Source organism: Hydrogenophaga sp., from assembly GCF_050182545.1.
Taxonomy (GTDB): domain Bacteria; phylum Pseudomonadota; class Gammaproteobacteria; order Burkholderiales; family Burkholderiaceae_C; genus Hydrogenophaga.
Map to the genome: position 1 here is coordinate 1 of NZ_JBFXCD010000031.1, position 24,761 is coordinate 24,761.

Consider the following 24,761-nt stretch of genomic DNA (forward strand, 5'->3'; position numbering starts at 1 on the left):
GCCACCATACCCGTTTACAAAGCGAACAGGAAAGTCAATGAAATCAACGGTCTACCCAGACCACCCCCGCGCCAGTGCTAGCTTTGCGTACCGTCACTTATTGCACTGAAAACGAGGAGACCCCGATCCGCTTCGACGATGGTTCGTACTGGCGCTTTCCGGCGCTGCGCTGGACGGTATCGAACTTTCGCCAGTTGATGCCCACGGTCAAGGTCTCGCGCGGGCTGGGGCCGGTGGCGCCCTTGCCGGTGGCACTGCGAAGCGACATCGATGGCCTGCGCTTCACGCCACTGGGCTCGCCGCAGACCATGACCTGGCGGCAGTCGCTGGACGCCAATTACACCGACGGCATTGTGGTGTTGCATCGCGGGCGCATCGTCTACGAGCGCTACTTCGGCGTGCTCAAGCCCGACGGAGAGCACGGCGCGATGTCGGTCACCAAGACCTTCATCGGCACGCTGGCGGCGATGCTGGTGGCCGAGGGCACGCTGGACGCGAACCAGCGAGTGGACCACTACGTGCCGGAACTGGCGGCCTCGGCCTTCGGCAGCGCCACGGTGCGCCAGGTGATGGACATGACCACCGGCATCCGGTTCAGCGAGGACTACGCCGACCCGAATGCCGAGGTCTGGGCACATGGCGCGGCGGGCAACCCGCTGCCCAAGCCCAAGGACTACACCGGCCCGCGCAGCTACTACGAGTTTTTGCAGACGGTGAAGCCACAAGGCGTGCATGGCGAGGCGTTCCACTACCGCACGGCCAACACCGACGCCCTGGGTTGGATCCTGGCCCGCGTGAGCGGCAAATCGGTGGCCCAGTTGTTGTCGGAGCGCATCTGGGGCCCGATTGGCGCCGAACGGGATGCCTACCTGGCGGTCGATTCGATTGGCACGCCGTTCGCCGGCGGCGGCCTGAGCACCAGCCTGCGTGACCTGGCGCGCTTCGGCGAGACGATCCGCCGCAACGGCAACTTCAACGGTCGCCAGGTGGTGCCGTCGGCGGCGGTGGCCGACATCCGGCGCGGAGGCAGTCAGGCCGATTTCGCCAAAGCGGGCTACGCGCTGCTGCCGGGCTGGAGCTACCGCAGCATGTGGTGGGTCACGCACAACGAGCATGGCGCGTTCGCGGCGCGGGGGGTGCACGGCCAGGCGATCTACATCGACCCGAAAGCCGAGATGGTGATCGCGCGTTTCGCCTCGCACCCGGTGGCGGGCAATGCGGCCAACGACCCCACCTCGCTGCCGGCCTATCACGCCCTCGCCCGCCACCTGATGCAGCGGGGGCGCTGATGGCCCACACCCGCGCGAATGGCGGGGCCATGGCGACCCACTCGCCCTTCTCCTCGCTCAGAACTTGCCCAGCAAGTTGATGAACCAGCCCTGGCTGCGGTACCGCAGGTCGGTGAGGTCGTCTGAGAAGTTGGTGAAGTTGTAGCCCACGCCCACCTTCACGTTTTCGTTCAGGTGGTAGTAGCCAGCGGTGAGCCAGCCGGTGCGGCGGTCGCCCAGTTCTTTGGCGCGCAGCGAGCGCAGCTCGGCCAGCCAGTCCCACTGGCGGGTCACTTTCCAGTCCACGCGCAGCACGGTGAGCTCGGCGGTGCTGCGGAACCAGTCGGCGCTGTTGTCCCGGCTGGCGCGCAGCTCGCCCTGGCGCCAGGCGTACTTGCCGCCCACGGTCCAGCGAGGGCTGAGGTCGTAGGTGAGGTCGGCGGCCCACACGTGGCTGCGCTGCTGGTAGTCGTTGCCGGTGGTGAAGACCTGGGTGTTGCTCACGCCGGTCACCGACACCTGGCCGGGCGAGGACAGGTCGTGCAGGTAGGTGTACTTCAGCAGCACGTTGAGGCGGTCGTTGAGCGCCGGCCGGAAGGCGTAGCCCAGCATGGCCTCGGTGTACTTGGCCGCGGCCAGGGCACCGGCGCTGCTGTCGCTGTCGGCCCAGTTGAGCTTGCCCACCCAGCGGGCGTCGGCGTCTGCCTTCAGGCTGAAAGCGTTTCGCAGCAGCCAGCTCTTGCGCGATTCGGTGCGGCCCCGGTCGCTGCGGTACTCGGCGGCGCCGCTGTAGCGCAGCACGTCGGTGCTGTAGCCCGCGTTGAAGGCCACGGCCTCGCGGCGCAGCTCGCCCAGGGTCTCGTAGCCCACGCGGCCGTTTTCCAGGGCCACGCCCAGGGTCCAGCGGCTGTCGGGGGCGTACTGCACGCCGTAGGCGTGGGTGAGCCCGGCCTGCTGGCCGGTGGTGTGGCGGTGCTCGGTGAACAGGCTAAGGCCGTCGCTCACGCGCGACTTGGCGCCAGACACCAGGGTGCCGCCACGGGCCTGGGTGTTCTCGTCGGTGCGGCCGGTGTCGAGCACGTAGGTGAGGTAAACGCTGGAGCGGTCGTCGTACTGGTAGTCGGCACCGAGCTTGCCGGCGCCCCCGCCATCGCCGCCCGAGAGCTCGCCGTGCAGGGCGAACTTGTCGTTCACGCGGTAGCGCGCGCCCAGGCCCAGGCGGTCGTTGTCCAGGCGGGTGCCGCTGCGCGAGAGGGTGTGCTGCGCGAAGCCGTACAGGCCCCAGTGGCGCTGGCTGTCGTAGTCGAGCTGCACGGCCAGGTCGGCTCGGGCGCCAGCGACGGCCGAGCCCCAGGGCAGGCCGGGCGAGCTGAGCACGCTGTCGCTGCTCTTGTTGTCGCGGCGCAAGCTGGTGCCCAGGCGCCACTGGGGCGAGAGCTGGTGGCCGATCTGCAGCTGCGCGCTGTCGGTGTCGTGGCCGTTGACCTCGTCGCGCCGGTCGGCCTTGAGCTGCAGCTCGGTGTCGTCGCCCAGGGGCATGGTGAGCGACAAGCCCTGCTGCCGCGTCTCGTTGCCCACCAGCTGGCCCGGGGCCGAGAAGCCCGCGCCACGACGCTGCGCGTAGGCGCCCACGCGGCCACCGCCCTCCCCGCCCTCCCCGCCCTCCCCGCCCAATTCGTTCAGGTCGGCCTGGCCCTCGATGCGCCAGGCGCTGGCTCGGGCGTTCGGGTCCACCGGCTCACCGGCGAACTGGAAGCCGCCGTCGAGCGAGCGCAGTTCCTGGGTGCCGGGCCCCTGGGTGCGGGCCACTTCTGCCTTGAGGTAGGTGTTCTCGCTGCGGCGCAGCAGCAGGTCGGCGCCGGCCAGCGTCTGGTCGGCCCCGGTTTGCTGTTGTTTTGAGGCGGTGACGCCCAGCCGCAGGCTGTCGCTGGCCCACCACGACAGGCGCCCGCCGGTGGCCAGGGTGTCGAGCGAGCCCAGCAGCGGCGCGTATTCGTAGTCCACCACCAGGTAGGTGGGCAAGCCGGTGAGGCCACCGGCGCGCACGAGGTTGCCGTCGTCTGACAGGCTGGGCAAGGGGCCATTGAGCAGCACGCGGCCTTGCAGGGGGTCGATGTCGTAATCGGACCCCGGCACCAGCAGGCGGCGTGAGCGCACCAGGCCGGAGTCGCTGTCGCGGATCTCCACGAAGACGCGCTCGGCACCGCGGGTGATGTCTTGGTTGCGCAGGTAGTACAGCGAGCCACCAGTGCCACGGAACTCTTCGCGGGCCGAGAGCGTGCCCGGTTCGGCGGCGTACACGTCGGCGCGCAGGCGTGCCTCGCCAGCGGGCGTGGCGTCGTCGCTGAGGTAGCGACCGTGCAGGCCGTAGAGGCCACGGCTCACCTGGGCCAGCGTGGTCTCGTCCAGGTTGAGCTTGTAGTTGCCCCACAGCAGGTGCGAGCGGCCGTCGTCCACGCGGGCATACACCCTGCCCTGCGTGGGCGCGTCGTCCACGGTGGTGGAGTCGTCGCCGAAGGTGGCCCAGGAATCGACCGGGTCGAGGCGGCGAAACAGCGACTCGGGGTCTTTGCGGTCGAGGTTGCGGAACAGCTCGTTGAGCGGGCGCTCCTCGGTGTCCAGGCTGGCGGTGAGCTGCCAGCGCCCGTCGAGGCGGCGCTTGGTGTAAAAGGCCAGCCGGCCTTCGTTCCAGGTGCCGCCGCCGTAGCGGTTGTGGTCTTGCGTGAGCAGCGCGGCGGGCCCGCTCACGCGGTTGCGGCCGATGGTGAGGTCGGCCTGGCCGACGAAGAAACTGTCGTCGCGCGGGATCTCGAAGTCGCGGCGGTAGACGCGCTCGGCACCACTGGCGTCGATCACCGCGATCTCGCCGGTCTGCACGCGCGCCGGCACCAGTTGCTGAAACACGAAGCGGCCGTTGGGGTCCACCGGGACGTCGTGGCCCAGGGCGCGCACGCGCTGGTCGGGGCGGATGGCCTCGCCGCTGGCGGTGACGGTGCCGGCGCGGATGGGGATGTTGCTCAGCGCGATGCGGCTCTCGCCGTAGCCGCGCAGCAGCTCGCGCTCGGGCTCGTGGGCCTGGGCGGCCGGGGGGCGCTGCGCGGCCAGCGTGAGCGAAAACGCCTCGGTCTCGTCGAAGCGGCCCTGGGCGTCGAACACGCGCACACGGTAGTACACGCGGCCATCGCGCGGCGCGTCCAGACCGTCCAGCAGGCCGGGCGGCACGCGCCAGTGGCCTCGCAGGCGCGCGTCCAGCGCCACGGTGGCCAGGGGCTGGGGCTGCAGGGCCTCGTTCAGGGTGAACACGCGCAGCTCGGCCTTGTGCAGGAACAGCAGGTAGTTGCTGTGGGCGGCGAAGCGCACGGTCTCGCCAGGCACCACGGTGGTGGGCCAGGCGGCGGCGTTGAGGCGGCGCGGCTGGGCCAGGCTGTCGTATTGCAGGCGCAGGCGGTGGCGCTCCAGCTGCACGTCGACGCAGCGCTGGCGGTCGGCGCTGGTGGCGCCGGTGGCGGTGACGGGCGCGCCGTCGATGGACAGGCGCAGCGGCGCCTCGCCCTCGGCCAGCGGGGTGAGCATGTCGCACACGGTGGGGTCGATCCGGCTCACCTGGCGCGTCACCACGGTCTCGGGCGGGGCGCTGTCGGTCCACCAGGCATGCACCTCGACGCGGCGGTTGGTGGGCCAGTGGGCCGGGTCGGCGGCGGGCGTGGCCAGGGGTGCGTCAGGCCCTGGTGAGCGGTAGGTGAACGCGCTCTCGGGCAGGCCCAGTCGCTCGGCCAGGTAGCGGCCCACCTGGCGGGCGCGCGCCAGGCCGAGGGCCTGGTTGTCGGCGAAGCGCGGGCTCAGGCGCGGGCTGATGGGCTGCGGGTCGGTGTGGCCGACGATCTCGAAGCGCAGGTCGCCGCGCCCTTTCACCTGGGCCACGATCTGGTCGAGGCGTTGGCGGTCAGCGGGCTTGAGCAGGTCTTGGCCCGAGTCGAAGCGCGCGGTGTGCGTGTCCTGGCGCGGCTGCTGGGCACCGGGGCGCTGCTCGCGGCTTTCCACCACGGTCTCGCGCAGCGCGCGCTCGTCGCCCAGCACCACGCTCAGGCGCGGCAGGTTGCGCTCGGCCGTGGCCGGCAGGTGGTCACGGCCGTCGATCTCGATGGCGCGCGGGTCGGCCGCGCAGCGGTCGTTGAAGCGCCCACGTGCCTCGGTGGGGCAATGCGGGGCGGCGTCTTCACCGGCCGTGGCGGCCTGGGCGAAGGCGGTGCCCATGCCCAGGCAGACGGTGGCAACGGCGGCGGACACGGCCGCGCGGCGGAAGTGGCGGTGCATGCGAAGGCGGGGGTTCATGGCCTGGGCGACGGGGTGCGGGCGGTGGGAGGGCATCGGCATGGCGGCGCTGCGTCAGGGGGCCACGGAGGGCGGCAGCAGCTCGACCTCGATGTCCAGGTTGAACAGGGCGCGCTGTTGCGCGGCGCCGTGGCGCTGCCAGCGCTGCAGCAGCTCGGCTTTCACGGCCTGGGCGCGCTCGCGGCCGAGCGCCTGCGGCTCACCGGCCGCCGCGTGGTAGGCCAGGCGCAGGATGGACGGGCGCTCTTGCAGCGCCTCGATCACGCCGCCCAGCTCGGCCGCGAAGGCGGCTTGCAGCGCGGTGCGGCCGGGCTCGAAGGCGTCGGCGCGCAGGTCAAGCCGCACCACGCGGTGCACGGTGGTGCCGAAGTTGATCTTCACCAGCTTGCCGCGCGTGGCGCGCTCGGCGGCCGGGTTCTCGGTGGTCACCCGATAGCCCGAGGGCAGCGTGCGCTCATCGAGCTTGAGCACGAAGTTGCTGCCGGAGCCCTCCTTCGGCACAGTGGCGCAGGCGATGTGGAAGCGGCCCTGGGCATCGGTGGTGACCAGCAGGCCGTTGACGGTGGCCAGGCGCACGTTGGGAATGCCGGGCTCGCCCTCGTCCTGGTAGCCGTTGGCGTTGCGGTCGTCATAGACCTTGCCGATCACGTCGGTGCAATCAAACAAGGCATCGGGCACCACGCGCACCGAGGCGGTGGCCAGGCGCGAGAGCGCGGCCTGCGAGGCGGCTTGCTGGGCGATCACCTGGTTGACGTAAACGCCCTCACCCACCCCGGTGCCCACGCCGAGCACCATGGCCACGCGCAGGGTCTCGCCCGGGCCGAAGGCGCGCGGGGGCAGCGTCAGGCGCCGCCCGTCCACCGCGGGCACCACCGATTCCACCGGGCCATTGGGCAGGCGCTGCACGGTGAGCGAGCCGGCCACGTACTTGAAGCCCGGTGGCACGGTGTCGACCAGCACCACGTCGGCGATAGCCACCTGGCGCGTGTTGCGCGCGGTGACCACGTAAGGCACCAGCTCGCCCTTCTTCACGGTGAGCTTCGGTGTGGTCTTGCGCAGCTCGATCAGCGAGCCGTCGCCCGGGTCGAGCGGCAGGTGGTTGTTCACCACGTTCTGCGCCCCGCCGACCGGGATCAGGATGCGCAGGAAGTACGGCGAGGGCACGCCAGCCACCGGGGCGGGCGTGGACACCACGCAAGGGTCGCCCACCACCGGGTCCACCTGGCCGCCAGGCGCGGTGCAGGTCTGGGCGTTGAGCGGGCCGTCGGCGGGCAGGTAGACGGTGGAGTTGAGGTAGCCCGAGGGCGGGGTCACGCCAATCGTGTACTCGCCAGCCGGCGCGCCGGGCAGCAGCAGGAACTGGTAGTGGCCGTCGCTGGCCGTGGTCACGGTGTTGCTGCCGCCCAGCAGGTGCACGGCGGGGTCGAAGCCGGGCGGGCCGTTGAAGCTCACCACGGCGCCGGCCACCGGCTGCGCGGTGACGCTGTCGTAGACCACGCCCGAGGGATCGAGCGGCAGGTCTTGGTTCACCACATTGGCGCCCGGCGCCACCGACACCGCCGCCTGGATCAGCGGTCGCATGCCGGGGGTGGTGGGCAGCGCGCCGGCGGGCGCATTGAGCACCGGGTCGGTGGGCCAGACCCCGCCGATCACCTGCCCCGAGGGCGAGCGAAAGCGCAACTGGTAGTCGCCCGGCACCACGTTGGCGAAGCGGTAGCTGCCATCGGGGGCGGTGGTGGCGCGGTCAAGCGCGATCTGGTCGTTTGGCGCGCAGGTGGCGGCGCCGTTGGCGCACACCAGCAGCTCCACCGTCCAGCCACCCAGCAGGGCCTCGCCGGGCGAGCGCTGGCGGTCGTGGTCGTCGTCCCGCCAGACCGTGCCGCTGATGGCGGCCGGCGCGACGAGTTGTTCCCAGAAGTCGTAGCCGGTGCCTTGTGCGCCTGGCGTGGTCAGGGGCACGCGCACGGTATTGGGCACGCCGACGCTGCCGCCCAGCGAGCCGATGAGTTCACCGCCTTGGGCGAAGCCGCCTGGCTGGGTCTGCGTGAGCGTGTAGCCCGCGCCATCGGACAGCGGCAGGTTGTCGAAGCGGTAGCTGCCGTCGGCCCCGCTGATCACGGTGCGCGTGACCGGGTTGCCGCTGGCGTCGTTGCCGGTGAGCGTGATGGTCACGCCCGGAATCGGCAGGTCACCCGGCTCGCGCACGCCATTGCCGGCCACGTCGTTGAACACGCTGCCCGCAATCGAGGCGGCGCGCTCGCCGAACAGGTAACCGTCGCCGTTGCCGCCGGTGTAGACGATGCCGGTGATGGTGTCATTGCCCGCTGTGCCCATGGCCACGCCGCCGATGCGCCCGGCCGTGTCGCGGCCGTCGGCGTAGGCCAGGGGCTGGGTTTCGGTGAGCGTGTAGCCGCTGGCGTCGGACGGCAGCAGGCCATCGAACACATAGCGGCCGTTGGCGTCGGTGATGGCCACCAGGCTCACCGCGCTGCCGTTGGCCGCCGTGCCGGTGAGCGTGACGCGCACACCGGCGATGCCGGGCTCACCCGCGTCGAGCTGGCCGTTGTCGTTGGCGTCCACGTACACGTGTCCAGCCAGCTGGCCGCCGATCTCGCCAAAGTGGTAGTCCACGCCCGCCTCTTCCGAGGCGAGCACGATGCCGCCAAAGCGGTCGTTCACCCCACCGGGGTTGGCGCTGCCGCGCGCGGCGCCGTTCACGGTGCCCAGACTCTCCGTGCCGTCCAGCAGCCCGTTGGGCTGGGTTTCGTCGATCTGGTAGGTGCCGGGCAGCAGGTCGCTCACGCTGTAGCGGCCGTCGGCGTCGGTGGTGAGCGAGCGGCTGACCGGCTGGCCGTAGAAGTCGGTGCCGCTCACCGCCACGGCAGCGCCGGCCACGCCGCGCTCGCCCGCGTCGCGCACGCCGTTGGCGGGGCTGAGGTCAAGGTACACGCTGCCGGCCAGGCTGGCGGCGCGCACCAGCGAGAAGTGGTTGCCGCTGGAGCCCGCGCCCGGCGAGCCGAGCACGATGGACTGGATGCGGTTGGCGTCAGAGCCATTGGGCCCGCTGGTCACGCCACTGCCGCTGGTGGGCACGCTACCGGCCACGCTGCCGCTGCCGCTCACGGTGCCGGCGGTGGTCAGGCCGGGCAGGTAGCCCGCGGGGCGCACCATTTCCACGGCGTAGGTGCCGGGCGGCACCTGGGTGAAGGCGTAATCGCCGTTGGCGTCGGTGGTGGTGAGCAGGCTCACGCTGTTGCCGTTGGCGTCGGTGCCGCTGAGGGTGACGGTCACGCCCGCCACGCCGGGTTCGCCCGGCAGGGTCTGCTGGCCGTTGCCGTCGCGGTCAAAGTGCACGCGGCCGCGAATCTGGCCATCGGTGAGTTCGCCGAAGAGGTAGTCGCCCTGGGTGAGCGGCACATTGGCGCCACCGGCCACGGTCACGCCCGTGATGGTGTTGCCACCCGCTTGCGCCGTGCCCGGCTGGCCATTGGCGCTGGCCTTGCCTGGCGCGTAGCTGCCGGGCTGGGTCTCGGTGATGGTGTAACCACCGGGGCCGGAGGGCGGCGTGTTCAGGAACTCGTAGCGCCCGGGCTGCCCCGCCACCGGCGTGGCCACGATGTCCACCGCGTTGCCGCTGGCGTCGGTGCCGGTCAGGCGCAGCGTCACGCCGGTGATGCCGCTCTCACCGGGCTGCACCTGGCCGTCGTTGTTCAGGTCTTCGAACACCCGCACCTGCACGCGCGTGAGCTGCTCGCCGAAGTCGTAGCCTGTGGCCGCCACGCCCGAGCCCAGCGCGATGCCGCTGATGCGCTCGTTCACCGCGTTGCTGCCCCCTGCACTGCCCACCGTCTCGGCGCCATCGGCAAAGCCCGAGGGCTGGGTGGGCTGCGCCACCGCGTAGCTGCCGGGCCAGAGGTTGGGGAAGCTGTATTGGCCGCTGCCGGGCGCGCTGGTGGCGCTGAGGCTCACGGGGTTGCCGAACAGGTCGGTGCCGCTCAGCTCAAGGCCGACGTTGCCCAGGCCCGGGTCGCTGGCGGAATAGGCGCCGTTGTAGTCGGCGTCCTGGTACACACGCCCGGCGAGCGAGGCGCGTTGCACCTCGCCGAACAGGTTGTCGCTGGACGTGCCGCCGCTGCCCAGCACGATGGTCTGGATGGTGTTGGCATTGGAGCCGTTGGGCCCGCTGGTGACGCCCGGGCCCGAGGTGGGCACGCTGCCAGGCGCGCTGCCGGCGCCACTCACCGCGCCGGCGCGGGTGATGCCACCGTCAAAGCCGGCGGGCTGGGTCTGCGTGAGCGTGTAAGTGCCGGGGGGCACGTTGAAGGCAAAGGCACCGGTGCTGGCGTCGCTGGTCACCGAGAGGTTCACCGGCTGGCCCCAGTTGTCGGTGCCGGTGAGCGTGAGGGTGCTGGCGATGCCGGGTTCGCCGCCGTCGAAGGTGCCGTTGGCGTTCTGGTCGTGGTACACGCGCCCGCTGATGGCGCTGCTCTGCACCGTGAGCGAACCGGTGCCGAAGTTGTTGCCCGCGTTCGGGTTGGCACCGCCGTTGGTGTCGCCCGAGCCGGTGGTGACGATGCGCGCGGTGTTGGTGATCACGAAGCCATTGGCCGGCTGCGTGGCAAAGCGCACCGGCAGGCGCACCGTGGCCGTGCCGTTGGCCGGCATGCTGGCAATGGCGCAGCTCACCGCCGCGTCACCGGCCGCGCCCGTGCAGCTGATCGCGGCCGGCGTGAAGCTGCCCGCGGTGATGGTGAAGGTGGGTGCGTCGGCCAGCACCAGGCCGGCCGGCAGCGTGTCGCTGAAGGTGGTGGTCTCGGCCGCCTGCGGGCCGTTATTGCGCACGTCCACCAGCCAGTCAAACACCTGGGCCGTGGCCACCTCGGTGATCGGGGTGTCGGTGCCCGGGCGCACGGCGCGCTTGGACACCACCTGCACGTCGGCCTTGTAGCGGAAGGTGGTGGGCTCGCCCACGCTGTTGTTGCCCGCCGGGTCCAGCGCGTTCAGGGCCGGGTTGGTCAGCGAGACGCTGGCCTGGTTGGTGTACTGGCCTTTGTCCGCGCCGCGCAGGCGAATCCGCACCTCCACGCGGAAAGGCTCGCCGGTGGCGCCGGTGCCCACGCCGCCCAGTCGGTCGATGGTGCAGACCACGCTGCCCCCGGCCGCGCCGACGGTGACGCCCGAGGTGTCGCAGCTCATGCCGGCGGGCAGTGGCGACACCACCTCCACGAAGGTGGGCGCGCCTGTGCCCGTGGGCAGCGTGTCCACCAGGCGCACGTTCTCGGCGGTGGAGGCGCCGTTGTTGGACGCGGTGAGGGTGTAGGTCACGTCATCGCCCACGTTCACCGGGTCGGCGTCGTCGGTCTTGTTGACGAGCAGGTCGTACACCGGCGAGGTGACGGTGGTGGCCTGGGTGGCGCTGTTGTTGGCGCCACCGCCTGCGATCTCGGGCGTGGTGGTGCTCACCGTCACCGAGTTGCTGACGCTGCCGCTGCCGCCGCCCACCACGCTGTTGGAGGCCAGCACGCGCACCTGCACCGTCACGGTCTGCTGGCCGCCACGCGCGATGGACGGCCAGCCGCACACCAGCGTGCGGTTGGCCGGGGTGGTGGTGGCGTTGGCGCCCGGTGTGGTCGTACAAGTGCCGCCACCGCTGGCGGTGGCCGAGAGGAACACCACGTCCAGCGGCAGCGTGTCGCTGATGGACACGGCGTAGGCCGCGCTGCCGCTGGTGGCCGCGGGGTTGCTGGCGGTGATGGTGTAGGTGAGCAGCTGGCCCGCGGGCACCGGGTCGGGGTTGTCCGACTTGCTCACGGCCACGTCGGCCCGCGCCTCGAAGTAGGCGGTGGCGGTGGGCGAGGTGTTGTTGTCCAGGTTGGCGTCGCCCTGGTTCTGCGCCAGCGCGAAGGCCGAGTTCGTCACCTGGAAGGTGTCGTTGCCCGCTGTGCCATCGCCAAAGTGGCGCACCGTCACCTGGATGCGCGGGCAATCGACGCCCACCGTGCACACGGGCAAGTTGGCGATGCGGCAGTTGTCGAGAGAGACGTTGGCGCCGCTGGCGGTAAGCCCGCAGCTGCCCAAGGTGGCCGCGCCTGGCACCGTGGCGATGCCGTATTGCGAGGGCTGGGCGTTGAAGACCTTGTCGATCACGTCGGTCACGGCCACGTCGGTGGCGGTGTTGGGGCCGGCGTTGACGACCTCGATCTCCCAGGTGATGGGCTCGCCCGCCAGCTGGCGGTTGCCCGGCGCATCGCCAATGCCCAGCACCCGCTTGAGCGTGGACAGATCGGCCTGGTCGCCCGTGGCCTGCGGCGTCACGCTCACCGAAGCGCAGTTGTTGCCGGCCGCATCGTCCACCGGCCCGCCACTGCTGGCCACGCAGGCGTTGTTCACCAGCGGCGCACCGGCCGTGGTGGCCCGCACGCCCAGGGTGATGTTGGGTGTGGTGGCGTTGACCGCCAGGCCCACGCCGCTGCTCACGCAGGTGACGGTGAGCGCACCGGCCTGCGGAAGGCCGCCGCCCGCGCTGGAACTGCAGGTGAAGCCCGCGGGCGGGCTGATGCTGTCGAGCTGCAGGCCGGCCGGCAGGTTGTCGGTGATGGTGATGACCCCGCTGGCCGGAAACGGCGTGGGGCCCAGGTTGGTGGTGGACAGGGTGTAGTTGAACGGCGTGTTCAGGGGCACCGCCGCCTGCGGCCACGAGCGCGCCTTGTTGGCGCGCAGGTCGGCCACCGGGTCGATCACGGTGGTGGCCACCGAGCCGTCGTTGCTGGCCACGCCGGGTGCGCTGATGGTGGCGGTGTTGATGGCGCCCGAGGCGGTGGCGATGGCCTGCACCGGCAGCACGATGTCGCCCAGCGGCACATTCGCGCCGGCCACGCCGCTGCCGCCGTGGGTGCACGACACCACGGGCGCGGCGCTCGGGCACTGGCTGGACGCGGTGCAACTCCAGGCGCCGCTGGTGAAGCTGGTGGAGGGCCCCGCGAAGCAGAAGGCCGCGGGCACGTTGTCCTGCACCGCCACGCCCACGGGGTAGTCGCCGCTGTAGCGCGGTGTCAGGGTGAAATTGAAGGGGGTGCCAGTGGAGACCGGGTCGGCCACCGACTTGGTCTTGCCAATGGCCAGCGAGCTGCCCGGGGCCACCACGGTGCTGAGCGAGGCGGTGTTGTTGTCGGCGATGCCGTCGCTCACCCCGCCGGTGGCCGCCACGTCGGCGGTGTGGGTGACGGTGGAGCCGCCGCCCGCGCCGATGACACCGGTGACGCTCACGCTGCTGGTGCCGTTGAGGGCGATGGCCCCCAGCGAGCAGCTCAGCACACTGCCGCCGATCGAACAACCGGCCGGCGTGGCCGAGGGCGCGAAGCCCGGCGGCAGGCTGTAGGTGAGGCTGGCGCCACTGGCGGCATCGGGGCCACGGTTGAGCACGCTGAAGGTGTAGGTCTGGGTGCTGCCCGCGCTGGCGTTGGCCGGGCCGGCAATGGCCAGTTCAAGATCGGCGCCGGCGTTCACCGTGGTCACCTCGGTCTGCGGCGTGCCGCCCGGCGAGGGCGTGGCCGTGACCGACAGCGTGCCCTGCCCCACCGAGCGCACGCGCAAAGGGATGGCCAGCACCTGGTTGTCGCTCAGTTCGATGCCGCTGCAGTTCAGCACCCCCGGCCCGCTCTGGCCCTCGAACATGCCCGTGCAGCTCACGCCAGCGGGCAGACCACCGGTGCCGGCGTACACGCCATTGGCGGGCACGCTGAAGGCGAACGCGCCGCCCACCAGCGGCGAGCCGTTGGTCTCGGCCACGCGCACGCCGTAGGTCACCACGCCGCCGGCGGGCACCGGGTCAGGCGAATCCGGGATGCTGGAGATGATGAGCTGGGCGTGGGCCGAGCCCATGAACACCAGGCCCAGCCACATGACCAGGATCGATGCCACCCGGTGCCCGGGCACCCACGAGAAGTACTGTCGGTTCATCTGCTTTGCTTCGTTGCACCGAAGCGCGCCCACCGGCCCCGTGGCGCAGACAAAGCGCTGCCCACGCCCTGAGGTGTCAGGGCGCGAGCCAGAGGGGTAGAGGGAATGGCTTCGGTAAGACCGCGAGACCACGGCAAGGCCGTGCGATAGCGCGGGCGAAGTCTAGGCAGCGCTCAGGGCCGAGACCAGCGAGTTGACAATCGTTGACAGTGTGGTGACACAGGCCCTCAACCCGGCCCTCAACCCGGCCCTCGATTCGGCCCGTGCTCAGGCCTCGGGCGGCAGCGAGTCCGGCGGCGCTTCGGCGCCCGGCAGGTCGATGCAGAACTCGGTGCCCTGCCCTTCGGCGCTGATCACGCGCACGCTGCCCTGGTGGCCGTGCACCACCGCCTGCACGAACGACAGGCCCAGGCCGGCGCCCCGGGTGCGGGCCTTATTGCCCAGGCGCTTGAACTGCTCGAACAGCCTGGGCTGGTCCTCCAGGGCGATGCCCGGCCCACGGTCGATCACCGACAGCCGCACGCGGCCCTCGGGCGCCTCCCCGGCCAGGCACAGGCGCACCTCCACCGGCTCGCCCCTCGGCCCGTACTTGAGCGCGTTTTCGATCAGATTGCCCACGGCACGGGTGAGCAGTTCGCGGTCTCCCAGGCACCAGGCGGCCGCGACCGGCAGCGCGGTGACGATGTCCACCTGCCGGGCCCGGGCCTCGTCCCAGTAGCGGTCGGCCGCGTCCACCACCACGTCTTTCAGGTCGATCAGCTGGCGCTCGTAGGCGTCTGACTGCGCGCGGGTGAGCTGCACGAAGTTGTCCGCCAGCGCCAGGGTGCGCCGCGCATGCGCGGCGATGCGCTCGGCCAGGGCCTGATCGCCGCCGCTTTCCAGGCGGTGCAGTTCCAGCAGGGTGAGGATGGCCGACTGCGGCGCGCGCATGTCGTGCGAGAGAAAGCGCAAGGTCTCTTCGCGCTGGCGCTGCACCTTCTGCACCGCCGAGAGGTCGACCAGGCTCACGATCAGGCCCTGCGAGCGCCCATCCATCCCGCGCCGGGCCACGCACTTGAGGAGCAGATCGTTCTGCTGCGCATCGCGCACCGGCCAGGTGGCCAGCTCGGGCTGGTCGGCACCGCTCAGCGGCGGCAGGGGCGAACGGTCAGGCAAGGTCAGGTGCTGCGAGAGCAGCGCGTCCAGCGGCTGGTCCAGCAGCACAGAGATCGATGCGCCCAACTGCCGGGCCGCGGCCGCGTTGCCGAACAGCACCCGTCCCTTCTCGTCGGTCACCAGCACGGCATCGGCCAGGCTGTCCAGGCTTTCGTGCACGAAACGCTGAAGGGTCTGCAACTGGTGGACCGCACCGGCCATGGCCTGCATGTGGCGGTCCAGCACGTCGCCAGTGGGCAAGCGGCTGGTGGCGGGCGCGACGAACAGGCGGTCGTGGCGCTGCAGTTCCTGGAACTCGCGCGCCAGGTAGCCCACCACCGCCTCCAGCCGCACCCAGGTCCACAAGGGGTACACCAAGACCAGGCTCACCAGCGCGGCCAGCGGGGCGAAGTGGATGCCCGGCCCCATTCGCATCCACCAGGCCATCACCACCGTCAGGCCCATCAGCCCCAGCAGCGACCAAAAGCCCGCGCGCGGCGGCAGCCGATACAGCATCAGGGCGGCCAGCAGCATCGGCAGCGCGCAGAAAAGTGCGTTTTCCCAGGGCTTGGCCGTGCGCACCACCTCGCCTCGGCGCACGCCATCCAGCAACTGGGCCGCAATCTCGACCCCGGGCATGAGGCCGTCGGGCCCCGCCAGCGGCGTGGGGAAGGCCATGCCCAGGCCCAGGGCCGTGACACCCACCAGGAGGTAGCGACCGCGCAGCGACTCGCTGGGCACGCGCCCCTCCAGCACGTCGATGTACGACACCTGCTGGAACCGACCCGGCGCCACGCCATAAGGAATCAGGGTGTAGCTATCACGCCACCAGGCGCCCGAGGTCTGCGCCTGCCCGGTGGTGGGCGCAAGAACGGTCTTGCCGCCCTCGCCACCGGCCATCAACAGGGTCAGCACCCAGTGCCGCCAGGCCATCACGCCGCTGCCCTCCTCCAGGTACACCCCGCGCACCACGCCGTCATCGTCAGTGTCCAGGTGGCCGTGGCCCACGCCGAAGGCGGCCTGTAAAAAGCCCGGCTGCGGCAAGGCAACGGCGGCGGCACCGCCGTCGGCCCCCACCGCTTGCATCGGCAACACCACGCACGCCGCGGACTGCATGGCCGAGGCGAGCGCCCAGTCGTCCTCCGGGTGCTCGGCGTCGGCCTCGCTGAACAGCAGGTCCATTGCGATCGCGCGCGGCTGGGCCGGTGTCACCTGGCGCAAAAATTCAGCGTGCACTTTGCGCCGCCAGGGCCAGCGCCCCAAGGCCGCCACGCTGCGGTCGTCGATGGCCACGATCACCACGTCATCGGGCGCGTCGTGCGTGCCCAAGGTGGCGATCTGGTCCATCAGGGCCTTGTCCACCCGGCCCCAGCCATTGAGGTAACCCGCCAGCGCGGCCATCAGCACCATGCCGACCCAGAAGGCGGCTCGCCAGGCCAGGGCCTGGCGCGACAGCGACGAGGTCTTGAGAGGTGACATGACCATGCGGAGACTGCGCCGACCCAATGGCCTCAGCGTGCCAGGGTGTCCCAGCCCTCACCGCCCGGTCCGCCCACGGCGTTGCCCTCGGCGCTGCACAGGCCCCCGGGCAGGCCCACGCGGCGTGGCGCCGAGAAGTCCGACCAAAGGCCCTGGGCCGAGCGGGCGCTCAGGCGCACGAAGTAGGTGCGGCAGACCTGCAGATCGAGGCGGATCTCTGGCAGCGCCACCTCGATGTCCTGCAACAGCGACGCGAAGTCGGGCGCCGCACTCAGCTGCACGCGATAGCGCTCGCCGGCCTGGCCGCGCCAGAACAGACGTCGGCCATCGGCATCGTTCTGCAAGCCCGTTGGCGCGCTCGGCCGGGGCAGCAGCGTGACTGAACCGGCATCGCTGAAAGGCCCCCGTCGGGCGGGCGCTCCGGGCGTGGCCTGGAGGCTGGCCACGCGCCAGTGGTACTCGCCCTGCGCCTCGATGGGCAACTGAAAGTCGCAGCGCCCTTCTTGCCGCTGCTCTTGCACCTCACGACCGAAGGCCGGGTCGGGCGAAACCTGCAGCAGGTAGGCCTGCACGCCGGGCACCTCGGTGCACAGCCACCGCACCTGGCCCAGGGGCAAGACCTCGCCAGCCCTGGGCGAGCGCAGCAGGGGGGGCACCGGCGTGGCGCGCACCGACAGGGGCAGCGTGCGTTCATGGCCCATCAGGCCACCGCCGTCCACGGCGCGCAGGTGCAAGAGGTGTTCACCGTCGGGCAGGGCCGGCAGCAAGGCCAGCGGCTCGGCCACCGTTTGGTCCGACAACACCCGCGCGGGTGCGCTGGTGTCGCTCACCTGCACGCGGTAGCCCGTGGCGCCGGGCAGGGGCAGCAGGCGCAGCGCGTGGGGGAAACGCTCCACCGGGGCCAGGGCCGCCTCGGGCGCGGGCGGGGGCAGCAAGGGCACGGCGCGCGCGGATGGCGAAGCCGCAGGCAAGACCGCGCCGGTGCCGGCCGCCAGGGCCAGGGGCTGCGCCGCCGGCCCTTCGGCGAGCAGGGCCACCTGGCCCTCGATCACGTCGGTGCTCATGCTCAGCCCGTCGGCGCCCAGGGCCACGCCAAAGCGCGTGCCGCGCACACCGGTGACCGCGCGCGGCGTGCGCACATCGAACCGCGAGCCCGGCGCCAGGGGCTTCACGGTGGAGTCGACCCGACCGCGCTCGATGCCGATGCGCTGGTCGCGCACGCCGAGCTCGCCCGCCTCGCGCAGGCGCAAGAGCCGCAGCTGGGTGTTGCCTTGCAGGTGCAGGGTGGAGCCATCGCTCAGGCCAAGACCGGCGAAGCCGCCAGGCGCCACGCGCACCCGAGCGCCTTCGGCCAGCCGATCGCCCGGCTGTGCCGGGCGCGAGCCGTGGCCCTCGGCCACCTCCACGCCGCCCAGGGCGTACAGCACGGTGGCCGTCTGCGCCACGCCGCGCAGGCGATCGAGCGGCAGCTTCAGCCTCAGGCCCGGCGGCAGGCGCCGAGGGTCGCGCACGCCATTGAGGCGCTGCAGCAGGCGCCAGTCGTCGCGAGACTCGAGGTAGCGCTGCGAGACGCCATACAGCGTGTCGCCCGCGCGCACCTCGTAGGCCACCAGCGGCTCATGCGCCCAGGCCGTCGCCCAGGCCCCCATGGTGAGCGCGGCAAGCCACGCGGCCGCGCGCCTCACGCCGCCAACCACGGGGGCGTGGCGTCGTGGTTCGTGGTGTCGGCGGTGTCGGCCACCGCTTCCAGCCGGTAGCCCTGGCCATACACCGCCGTGAGGCGAAAGCCCCGCGCCGGGCGAAGGTTCAGCTTGCTGCGCAGCGCCGACACGTGCGTGTCCAGCGTGCGCGTGGGCACGTCCGCCGCCCGCCCCCAGACCTCTTCCGCGAGGTGGGCGCGCGAGAGCAGCCGGCCCAGTTGCGAGAACAGGCAGCGCGCCAGCTCGAATTCCTTTTGCTTGAGCTCGATGGGCTGGCCTTCAAAAGCGATGGTGCGCGCCACGAGGTCGAGCTCGTAGCCGCCCACGCGCAGGTGCGCCACGTCTTGCTGGGGGTAGCAACGCCGGATCAGTGCCTTCACCCGGGCGGTCAGCTCGCTCACCCGCGTGGGCTTGACCATGTAGTCGTCGGCCCCGCAGCCCAAGCCCTCGACCAGATCGCGCTCTTCGCTGCGGTTGGTCAGGAACAGAATGGGCATGGCGTGCTCGCAATTGGCGCGCACCCAGCGCACCACGTCGGGGCCGGCGATGTCGGGCAGCTGCCAGTCGACGATCAGCAGGTCATAGGTGTCGCGGCGCAATTCGCGCAACAAGGCCTGGCCGCTCTCGAAAACAGAGCAGTCATGGCCCATGGATCTCACGCAGCGTTGGATCAGGTCCAGCTGCGACGCGTCATCGTCCAGCGCGGCAAGGCGCATCTCTACTCCCTTGATGGGCCGTTGAACGGCCTCGTTCTGTCACCGCCGCACTGGGGCGCGGTGCTGTCGTGATGTGTGACAAACAACACCGGGGAGTATAGAAGCGCGCGACCTGTGGACACAGGTTCGCGCGCCATCCCCGACCTGCTGGCCAGGGCACTGAGATGGAGAGGAGACGCCCGTGGCGCGGCGCTCAGTCGTCTTCTTCGCCCGGCTGGTTGATGTCGAAGCGCTCCATGGCCACCAGCACCATGAGCAGGTCTTCTCGGCTGTCGTCGCGTCCCTGCAAGGTGGCGCGTGCCATGCGCAAGTCCAGTTCGGCCCTGGCCGTCTCGGCCCTGCTGCCGCCCAGGTGATGCGACAGGCAGGCGAGGGCCACCGCCTCATGGGCCTTCACGAAGTCCACCGAATCGTTCTCAAACTGCACGATCACGGCCCCAGGCGAGTCCGCCAGGATGGCGTCGCCCCAGGCCAAGGGCAGCGCCTGGATCATGGCCATGGCCTGACGACAGGCGCATTGCCGGGCGCTTCCATCGCTCAGACTGCCTTGCAGTCTGCCCAGGCAGGCCTCAAGCAGGCCCTGCAGGAAGGCGGCACGGTCGCGCACCTCGGGCCGGCGCAGCCCGGGCGTCGCGGCCAGGGGCAGCAGCAAGGCCATCACCAACTCGCCCGGCAGGATGCGCGTCGGCCATGGCAGCGTGACGATGGCGTGCACCAGATCGGCCATCCGCTCCCGCAGCGCCCAGCCCAGGCCTGGCACCTGGCTGCCACGAACCACCAGGCTCCCCAACCGGTACAGGCCGGCCAGCAGCAGCGGCATGCCCTGGTCGTGCCGCGGGGTTCTGCGCTCGGTCATCGCGCTCACCCACGCCATGCCGTCCGCCAGTGCCTGCTCGCTCGGGGAGGCCCACACCCAGGGGGGCAGCAGCTGCTGCAGATCCGCGCACGAGGGCAGCACCTCGTGCAGGCGCCGGCGTTGTGGGTCGGCCGGTGAGTGATCGATGAGGGCGCACCACTGCAGCAAAAGGCCCAGATCGGCGCGCGTCCATTCGATTGCCGAAGCGTCCCCCAGGAGGCGGCGCACATAGGCCAGGTCTTCAGCGCCCGGATCGAGTCGAGGCAACAGGTGGGTGAGCACCCATTGGCCAAGCGAATGTCGCTGGATCAAGGTCCGCCGAAGCGTCGAGCCCGGCGATTTCAGCACGCGAAGCAGCGCCTGGACCACCTGCACGCCGTGGTGCGGAGCCAGCCAGGGCAGGCTCAGGCAAATCGCTCGCAGGGTCCGTCGGCCCAGGTGGGTGGGCATGAATTCGCACAGGGTGTCCACCGCTGCCTGCACAGTCTCCGGCGAGGCCTTGGCGGACGGGTACACCGCCAGGTGCAGGCAGGCCCTGACCAGGACTTGCAGGAAAACGGCGTCTTCCCCGAAGCGCTCACGCAAGGCGGTGCATACCTGCCGCGCGATCGTCCAGGCGTTGTGGTCACTGTGGCCAAGCTCGGACAGGCGCTTGAAGAAGCACCTGATGTGAACGTCCAGCGCGCTGAGGTCCGCGTCGTCGTCGTCGAGCAGCGCCAGCCAAGCGCCCACTTCGATTTCCAGGTCGTCCAGAATGGCCTCGCGGTCCTCGGTGAACAGCCCCGACAGCACAGAAAAAAAGTCGGGGCTGGCGACGATCTGGGCCATCTGGAACAGCACGGCAAACCACCCACGCGGCATGTCATCGGGCTGTTGCACAAGGGCCCGCGCGTCCACCCATTGCAAGATGGCCTGCGCCTGGTCGCCGTCCAGCGGTCTGGGCAGCGCGTGCCAGCGCAGGGGCTGGGCACAGAGGTCGACGATCAACGAAATCCCCATCGTCTGGTCTCGCTTCTTTCCTCTGTCCGCCCAGAAGGACGCGGTCCACCAAGGGCTGCCCCAGACTTCGGCCGAGAGGCGGAAGATGCGCATGGTCGGCCAGCAGCGCGCGAAAAGTGCGCAAATCTCCTTCTCCAGCTCCGATGCGCCGGCGAAGCCTTGGCGAGCGTAGACGTTTCGCCCCCGCACCGCGGGCACGGCGCCCACCAGCAGCTCCAGCAGGTCGTGCACGTCCTCGTCGCTGCCGTGGCGCACGCACAGATTGGCCACGCAAAGGGCAAAGCCAAACGTGGCCTCGCACCACCCGGCCGCCGGCAACGCCCGCAACAGGTCGATCAACAGGGGCAGCTTGCCCAGCGCAGGCTGGATGAACTGCCAGGGCTGGCCGACGGGGAACAGAAGCAACTGGTTCCGGGCTCGCCCCGTCTCTCTGTTGGTGATCTCCGCGTGCCCTGCCTCGCACACCCAAAGCGCCGGCAGTGCCCTGGGGTCTTCCTGTAGCTGCGCCCAAGTCTTGTCGAGGTACGCCAGCTGCGCCGGCACCAGGGCGGCACCCGGCGCCAGCACGGCCTCCAGAAAATGCGCCAGGTCGCACACCGACCAGCCTTCCAGGTGCTGCTGCCCGAACGCCAGGATCTGGCCATCGCGGCTGCCCTTGTGCCGATTCCGCCCGGGCAAACGGTCCAGCAAGGCCTTGACCGCGCCTTTTTTGTGCACGCGGAACTCGGGCGAGGGCGAGGGCGAGGGCGACAAGGGGCTGGGGCTGCTCGGCGCGGGTCGCACCGTCGGGTCTGGGCGCAGGGCCTCGCACAGTTCGTGCAAGCCCCTGGCCTGCTCGCGCAGGGCCGCCTCGGTCGGGTCGATCCTCAGGAAGGGAGGCAAGAGGGGTGGCAAGGGAGGGGAAATGTCGTCTTGGTCGTCGGCAATCATGAAAAACTCGCTAAGTCAGGGCATGGAGAACGGGCACGCGGCCTGGGCCCCGGGCGACAGGCTCGGGCCCATGGGGATCAGTTCAGCGCGGGATCGGGCAAGGGATCGGCGCGATTCAGGCCTTGCAGCAGCCCGTCGCCCTGCTCGATCCAGGCGGTGATGCGCTCTTGCACGGCCTGCGGGCTGGCCTGCACCTCGTCGGGCAGCAGGTCCAGCACCAGGCCGATGGCGCCGCTGCCGGTGTGCAGCAGGGCGCTCGGGCCGATGAGGTCGCGCTCGTCTTGCCACCACACCCAGCCGGGGCCGCCCGTGTCCGAGGAAGCACCGAGCGCCGGCTCTTCCCAGGTGAGGTCTTGGTCCGGGTCGAGGCTGTCCTGGTTCACGCACCGGAAGAGGCGCACGCCCTGCCCCTCGGGCATGGGGCTCAGGAACACGTGGTCATTGCCCTGGGCACGGAACACCAGCAGGTCGGGGTCGTCGTTGGGACCGGCAAAGGGCCCGGTGTCTGGCACGGCCCAGTCGGGATGGGTGGCGAAGTGGGCCGCACAAAGCGGCCAGAGAGATGGGTTGGACATGGCGAAGCAAATGGCAATAGGTGGGCCCCAGTGGCCCTCCCATCGGTGCCGTTCGCCGCCCCCTTGCTGCGTGCCTGCCCCGCCGACGGCAGGCTTGGCGCCCTATGCGCCCCGATCGCCCCGGGGGCGATCAGCCCCGGATCGGACCCGGGGCCACCAGCAGGTCGATGGCCTCGCGCAGCTCGGCGGGCATGCTTTGGGCCCGCTGCACCAGGGGGTTGGCGCTGTAGCGCTGGCCCGCCGGCAGCAGGTGCACGCGCAGGCCCAGCATCTCCAGGCGCCCGCGCGTGTCCACCAGGTCGGCGTTGGTGCGCATGGCGCGCCCGTCCACCACCGTCACGGCGCCCTGCCCCACCACCTCCACGGCGGTGCCGCGCTCGATCACCAGCGCGGTGTTCTCGTCGATGCCCACGCCCAGCATGGTGGGCCACTGCGCCATGGCCGACAGCAGGCGACCGAGCCTTCCGCGCTCGGAGAAGTGCTGGTCAATGATGGCCCGCGCCACAAAGCCCAGGCCGATGTCCAGATCGGCCACTTCCTTTTCGGGCAGCCTGGTGGCTTCGCCCTGCGCCAGCATGTGGCGCGACATCACGGCCGCCCCCGCGCTGGTGCCGCCCATGCAGCAGCCGCGAAGGTGAAAGGCGATGTGCAGGGCCTTGAAGGCCTCGGTTTCCCAGATCAGGTCCATCAGGCGGCGCTGGTCGCCGCCCGAGATGAACAGGCCATCGGCCTCCAGGATGCGGTCGGTCACGGCCGCGCTGTTGGCCGCGTCGCGGTCGTCGATGGGAATGGGCGCGAAGTCGGCCACGCCCAGGTCGGCGAAGGCCTTGCCGTAGGTGTCCCAGGCCCATTCGGGGGTGCCGCTGGCGGCGCTGATCAGGCGGATGCGGGCGGAAGGCCCGCCGCTGAGTTCCAGAAAACGCCGCAGGATCACCTTGTCGTGCAGCCGGTCTTCCGCCCCGCCAATGATGACCAGCCGGCCGATGCGGCGCGCCTGGGCGGTGACGGGAAGGGCCGCGGAGGCGGCGGCGACGGACAACAAGGCGCGGCGGGACAACATGGCGGGCGAATTGTAGGCCGCCAGGTGTGACCAACCGTTTGACCGCCCCAGGCGGCGCACGGGCTTGGTGCCCGCCCGGGCCAGTTCGGTGCGCGAAGGCCGAACGGGGGCCACACCCATGCCCCTTGGCGGCGATTTCTGACGGGTTCGAGGGCAGCAACTCCTTGGCACGGAAGCTGCTTATCTCACCTTGAAATTCAAGTCACTTGAATTTTCTGAAGGTCTCTTAACCCGATCCCTTGATGAGGAAGCAGATGAAATTCGCGTTCAAACCACTCGCGCTGGCCGGCCTGGTGCTGGGCTCCACCCTCTCGCTGCTGGCCCCCGCCGCCAGTGCGGCCGACCTGCTGGCCACGGTCAAGCAGAAAAAAGAAATCGCGATCGGCACCGAGGCCCAGTTCGCGCCCTTCGAGTTCGTGAAGGACGGCAAGATCGTGGGCTACAGCGCCGACCTGCTTGACCTGGTGATGGCCGGCATGCCGGGCGTGGCGGCCAAGCGGCAAGACGTGCCCTTCCAGGCCATCCTGCCGGGCCTGGCGGCCAAGAAGTTCGACTTCATCGTCACCTCGGTCACCGTCACCAAGGAACGCGACGCCAAGTTCGCCTTCACCCTGCCCATTGCCGAGGCCACCGTGGCCCTGCTGCGCCGCACGGCCGATGGCGCCCTCAGCTCCCCCGCCCAGCTCAGCGGCAAGGTGGCCGGCTCGCAGGCCGGCTCGGCCCAGCTCAAGGTGCTGCGCGAGTACGACAAGAAGCTCAAGGACGAGGGCAAGCCCGGCCTGAAGGAGATCAAGGAATACGTCTCCTTCGACGAGGCCTACGCCGACCTGGCCGCCGGCCGCCTGGACGCGGTGGCGCAGTCCATGTCCAACCTGGGCCCGCTGGTGAAGAGCCGCCCCGACACCTTTGCCGTGGTGCAGCCCGCCATCGGCCCCAAGACCTACTACGCCTGGGTCGGCCGCAAAGACGCCGACAGCGCCTCGCTGGTGAAGTTCTTCAGCGACGGCATCGCCAAGGCCAACACCAGCGGCAAGATGGCCGAGCTGCAGCAGAAATGGTTCGGCTTCACCATGACCGTGCCCGCCGACCGCCTGCCCGCGCCGGAGATGTGATGCGCCGCCGCCCGTCAGCCCCAGAAACCCATATGCGGAGCGTGGTCCATGCCCTGGCTTGAACGATGGTTGGGATACGCCGGGCCGATTGGCCACGGCCTGCTGACGACGGCGGCCCTCTCGGCCGTGGCGATCGCCATGGGCTTTGCCGTGGCCCTCGCCCTGCACCTCACCCGCACCCGCGGCCCCTTGCCGGCACGGGGCCTGGTGGGGGTGTACGTGAGCTTTTTTCGCGGCACGCCGCTGCTGGTGCAGCTGCTGATGCTGTTTTACCTGCCGGCCGCCTTCGGCCTTGACCTGAACCCCTGGCTGGCCGCGGGCCTGGTGCTGGCCCTGAACTCGGCGGCCTTCCAGAGCGAGATCCTGCGCTCGGGCTTTGACGCCATCCCGGTGGCGCAGCTGGAAGCCGCCCGCGTCTTCGGCCTGAGCGAGCGCCAGATCTTTCGCCACATCCAGCTGCCGCAGGTGCTGCGCCTGACCTTCCCCGCCCTGGTGAACGAGGCGGTGGACATCATCAAGGGGTCTCCTCGTTTTCAGTGCAATAAGTGACGGTACGAAAAGCTAGCACTGGCGCGGAGGTGGTGTTGGTAGATCGTTGATTTCATTGACTTTCCTGTTCACTTTCAAATCTGCGATTCGTG

Annotated in this window: 11 protein-coding genes; 3 read left to right on the plus strand and 8 right to left on the minus strand. The window is 70.6% G+C overall.

Translation table 11 applies throughout. The annotated features are described in order from the left end of the window. Positions 1-83 precede the first annotated feature (83 nt). Positions 84-1,289: a serine hydrolase domain-containing protein gene (locus AB7P10_RS19640; protein ID WP_428295529.1), complete on the plus strand. Its 1,206-nt coding sequence runs from the start codon at positions 84-86 to the stop codon at positions 1,287-1,289. 57 nt (positions 1,290-1,346) lie between these two features. Here AB7P10_RS19640 and AB7P10_RS19645 read toward each other — a convergent pair whose 3' ends face one another. The 8 genes from AB7P10_RS19645 to AB7P10_RS19680 all read right to left on the minus strand — a co-directional run bounded on the left by AB7P10_RS19645 (position 1,347) and on the right by AB7P10_RS19680 (position 23,008). Then, positions 1,347-5,600, minus strand: a complete 4,254-nt coding sequence (locus AB7P10_RS19645) for an OmpA family protein (protein ID WP_428295530.1) — start codon at positions 5,598-5,600, stop codon at positions 1,347-1,349. A 54-nt stretch (positions 5,601-5,654) separates the two neighbouring features. Beyond that, the gene (locus AB7P10_RS19650; RefSeq protein WP_428295531.1) at positions 5,655-13,559 is read right to left on the minus strand and encodes an SdrD B-like domain-containing protein; all 7,905 of its coding nucleotides are present in this window, start codon (positions 13,557-13,559) and stop codon (positions 5,655-5,657) included. Positions 13,560-13,826: 267 nt separating this feature from the next. Next, the gene (locus tag AB7P10_RS19655; RefSeq protein ID WP_428295532.1) at positions 13,827-16,178 is read right to left on the minus strand and encodes a CHASE2 domain-containing protein; all 2,352 of its coding nucleotides are present in this window, start codon (positions 16,176-16,178) and stop codon (positions 13,827-13,829) included. Positions 16,179-16,204: 26 nt separating this feature from the next. Continuing rightward, a complete protein-coding gene (locus AB7P10_RS19660; RefSeq protein ID WP_428295533.1) occupies positions 16,205-17,857 on the minus strand; it encodes a FecR family protein in 1,653 nt (550 codons plus the stop codon). Beyond that, positions 17,854-18,588, minus strand: a complete 735-nt coding sequence (locus AB7P10_RS19665) for a response regulator transcription factor (protein WP_428295534.1) — start codon at positions 18,586-18,588, stop codon at positions 17,854-17,856. Before AB7P10_RS19665 ends, AB7P10_RS19660 begins: the two co-directional genes overlap by 4 nt. A 193-nt stretch (positions 18,589-18,781) precedes the next feature. After that, positions 18,782-21,373: a hypothetical protein gene (locus tag AB7P10_RS19670; RefSeq protein WP_428295535.1), complete on the minus strand. Its 2,592-nt coding sequence runs from the start codon at positions 21,371-21,373 to the stop codon at positions 18,782-18,784. Between the two features lie 77 nt (positions 21,374-21,450). Next, positions 21,451-21,948 carry a hypothetical protein gene (locus AB7P10_RS19675; protein WP_428295536.1) on the minus strand — a complete coding sequence of 166 codons (498 nt, stop codon included), beginning with the start codon at positions 21,946-21,948 and terminating at the stop codon, positions 21,451-21,453. 130 nt (positions 21,949-22,078) lie between these two features. After that, positions 22,079-23,008 carry a cyanophycinase gene (locus AB7P10_RS19680; protein WP_428295537.1) on the minus strand — a complete coding sequence of 310 codons (930 nt, stop codon included), beginning with the start codon at positions 23,006-23,008 and terminating at the stop codon, positions 22,079-22,081. A gap of 254 nt (positions 23,009-23,262) precedes the next feature. On the opposite strand from AB7P10_RS19680, the gene AB7P10_RS19685 reads away from it, so the two are divergent. Together AB7P10_RS19685 and AB7P10_RS19690 are read left to right on the plus strand one after the other, a co-directional pair. Next, a complete protein-coding gene (locus AB7P10_RS19685) occupies positions 23,263-24,120 on the plus strand; it encodes a transporter substrate-binding domain-containing protein (protein WP_428295538.1) in 858 nt (285 codons plus the stop codon). 48 nt (positions 24,121-24,168) lie between these two features. Then, on the plus strand, positions 24,169-24,669 hold the full coding sequence (locus AB7P10_RS19690; protein ID WP_428295539.1) for an amino acid ABC transporter permease: 501 nt from the start codon (positions 24,169-24,171) through the stop codon (positions 24,667-24,669). Positions 24,670-24,761: the final 92 nt, after the last annotated feature.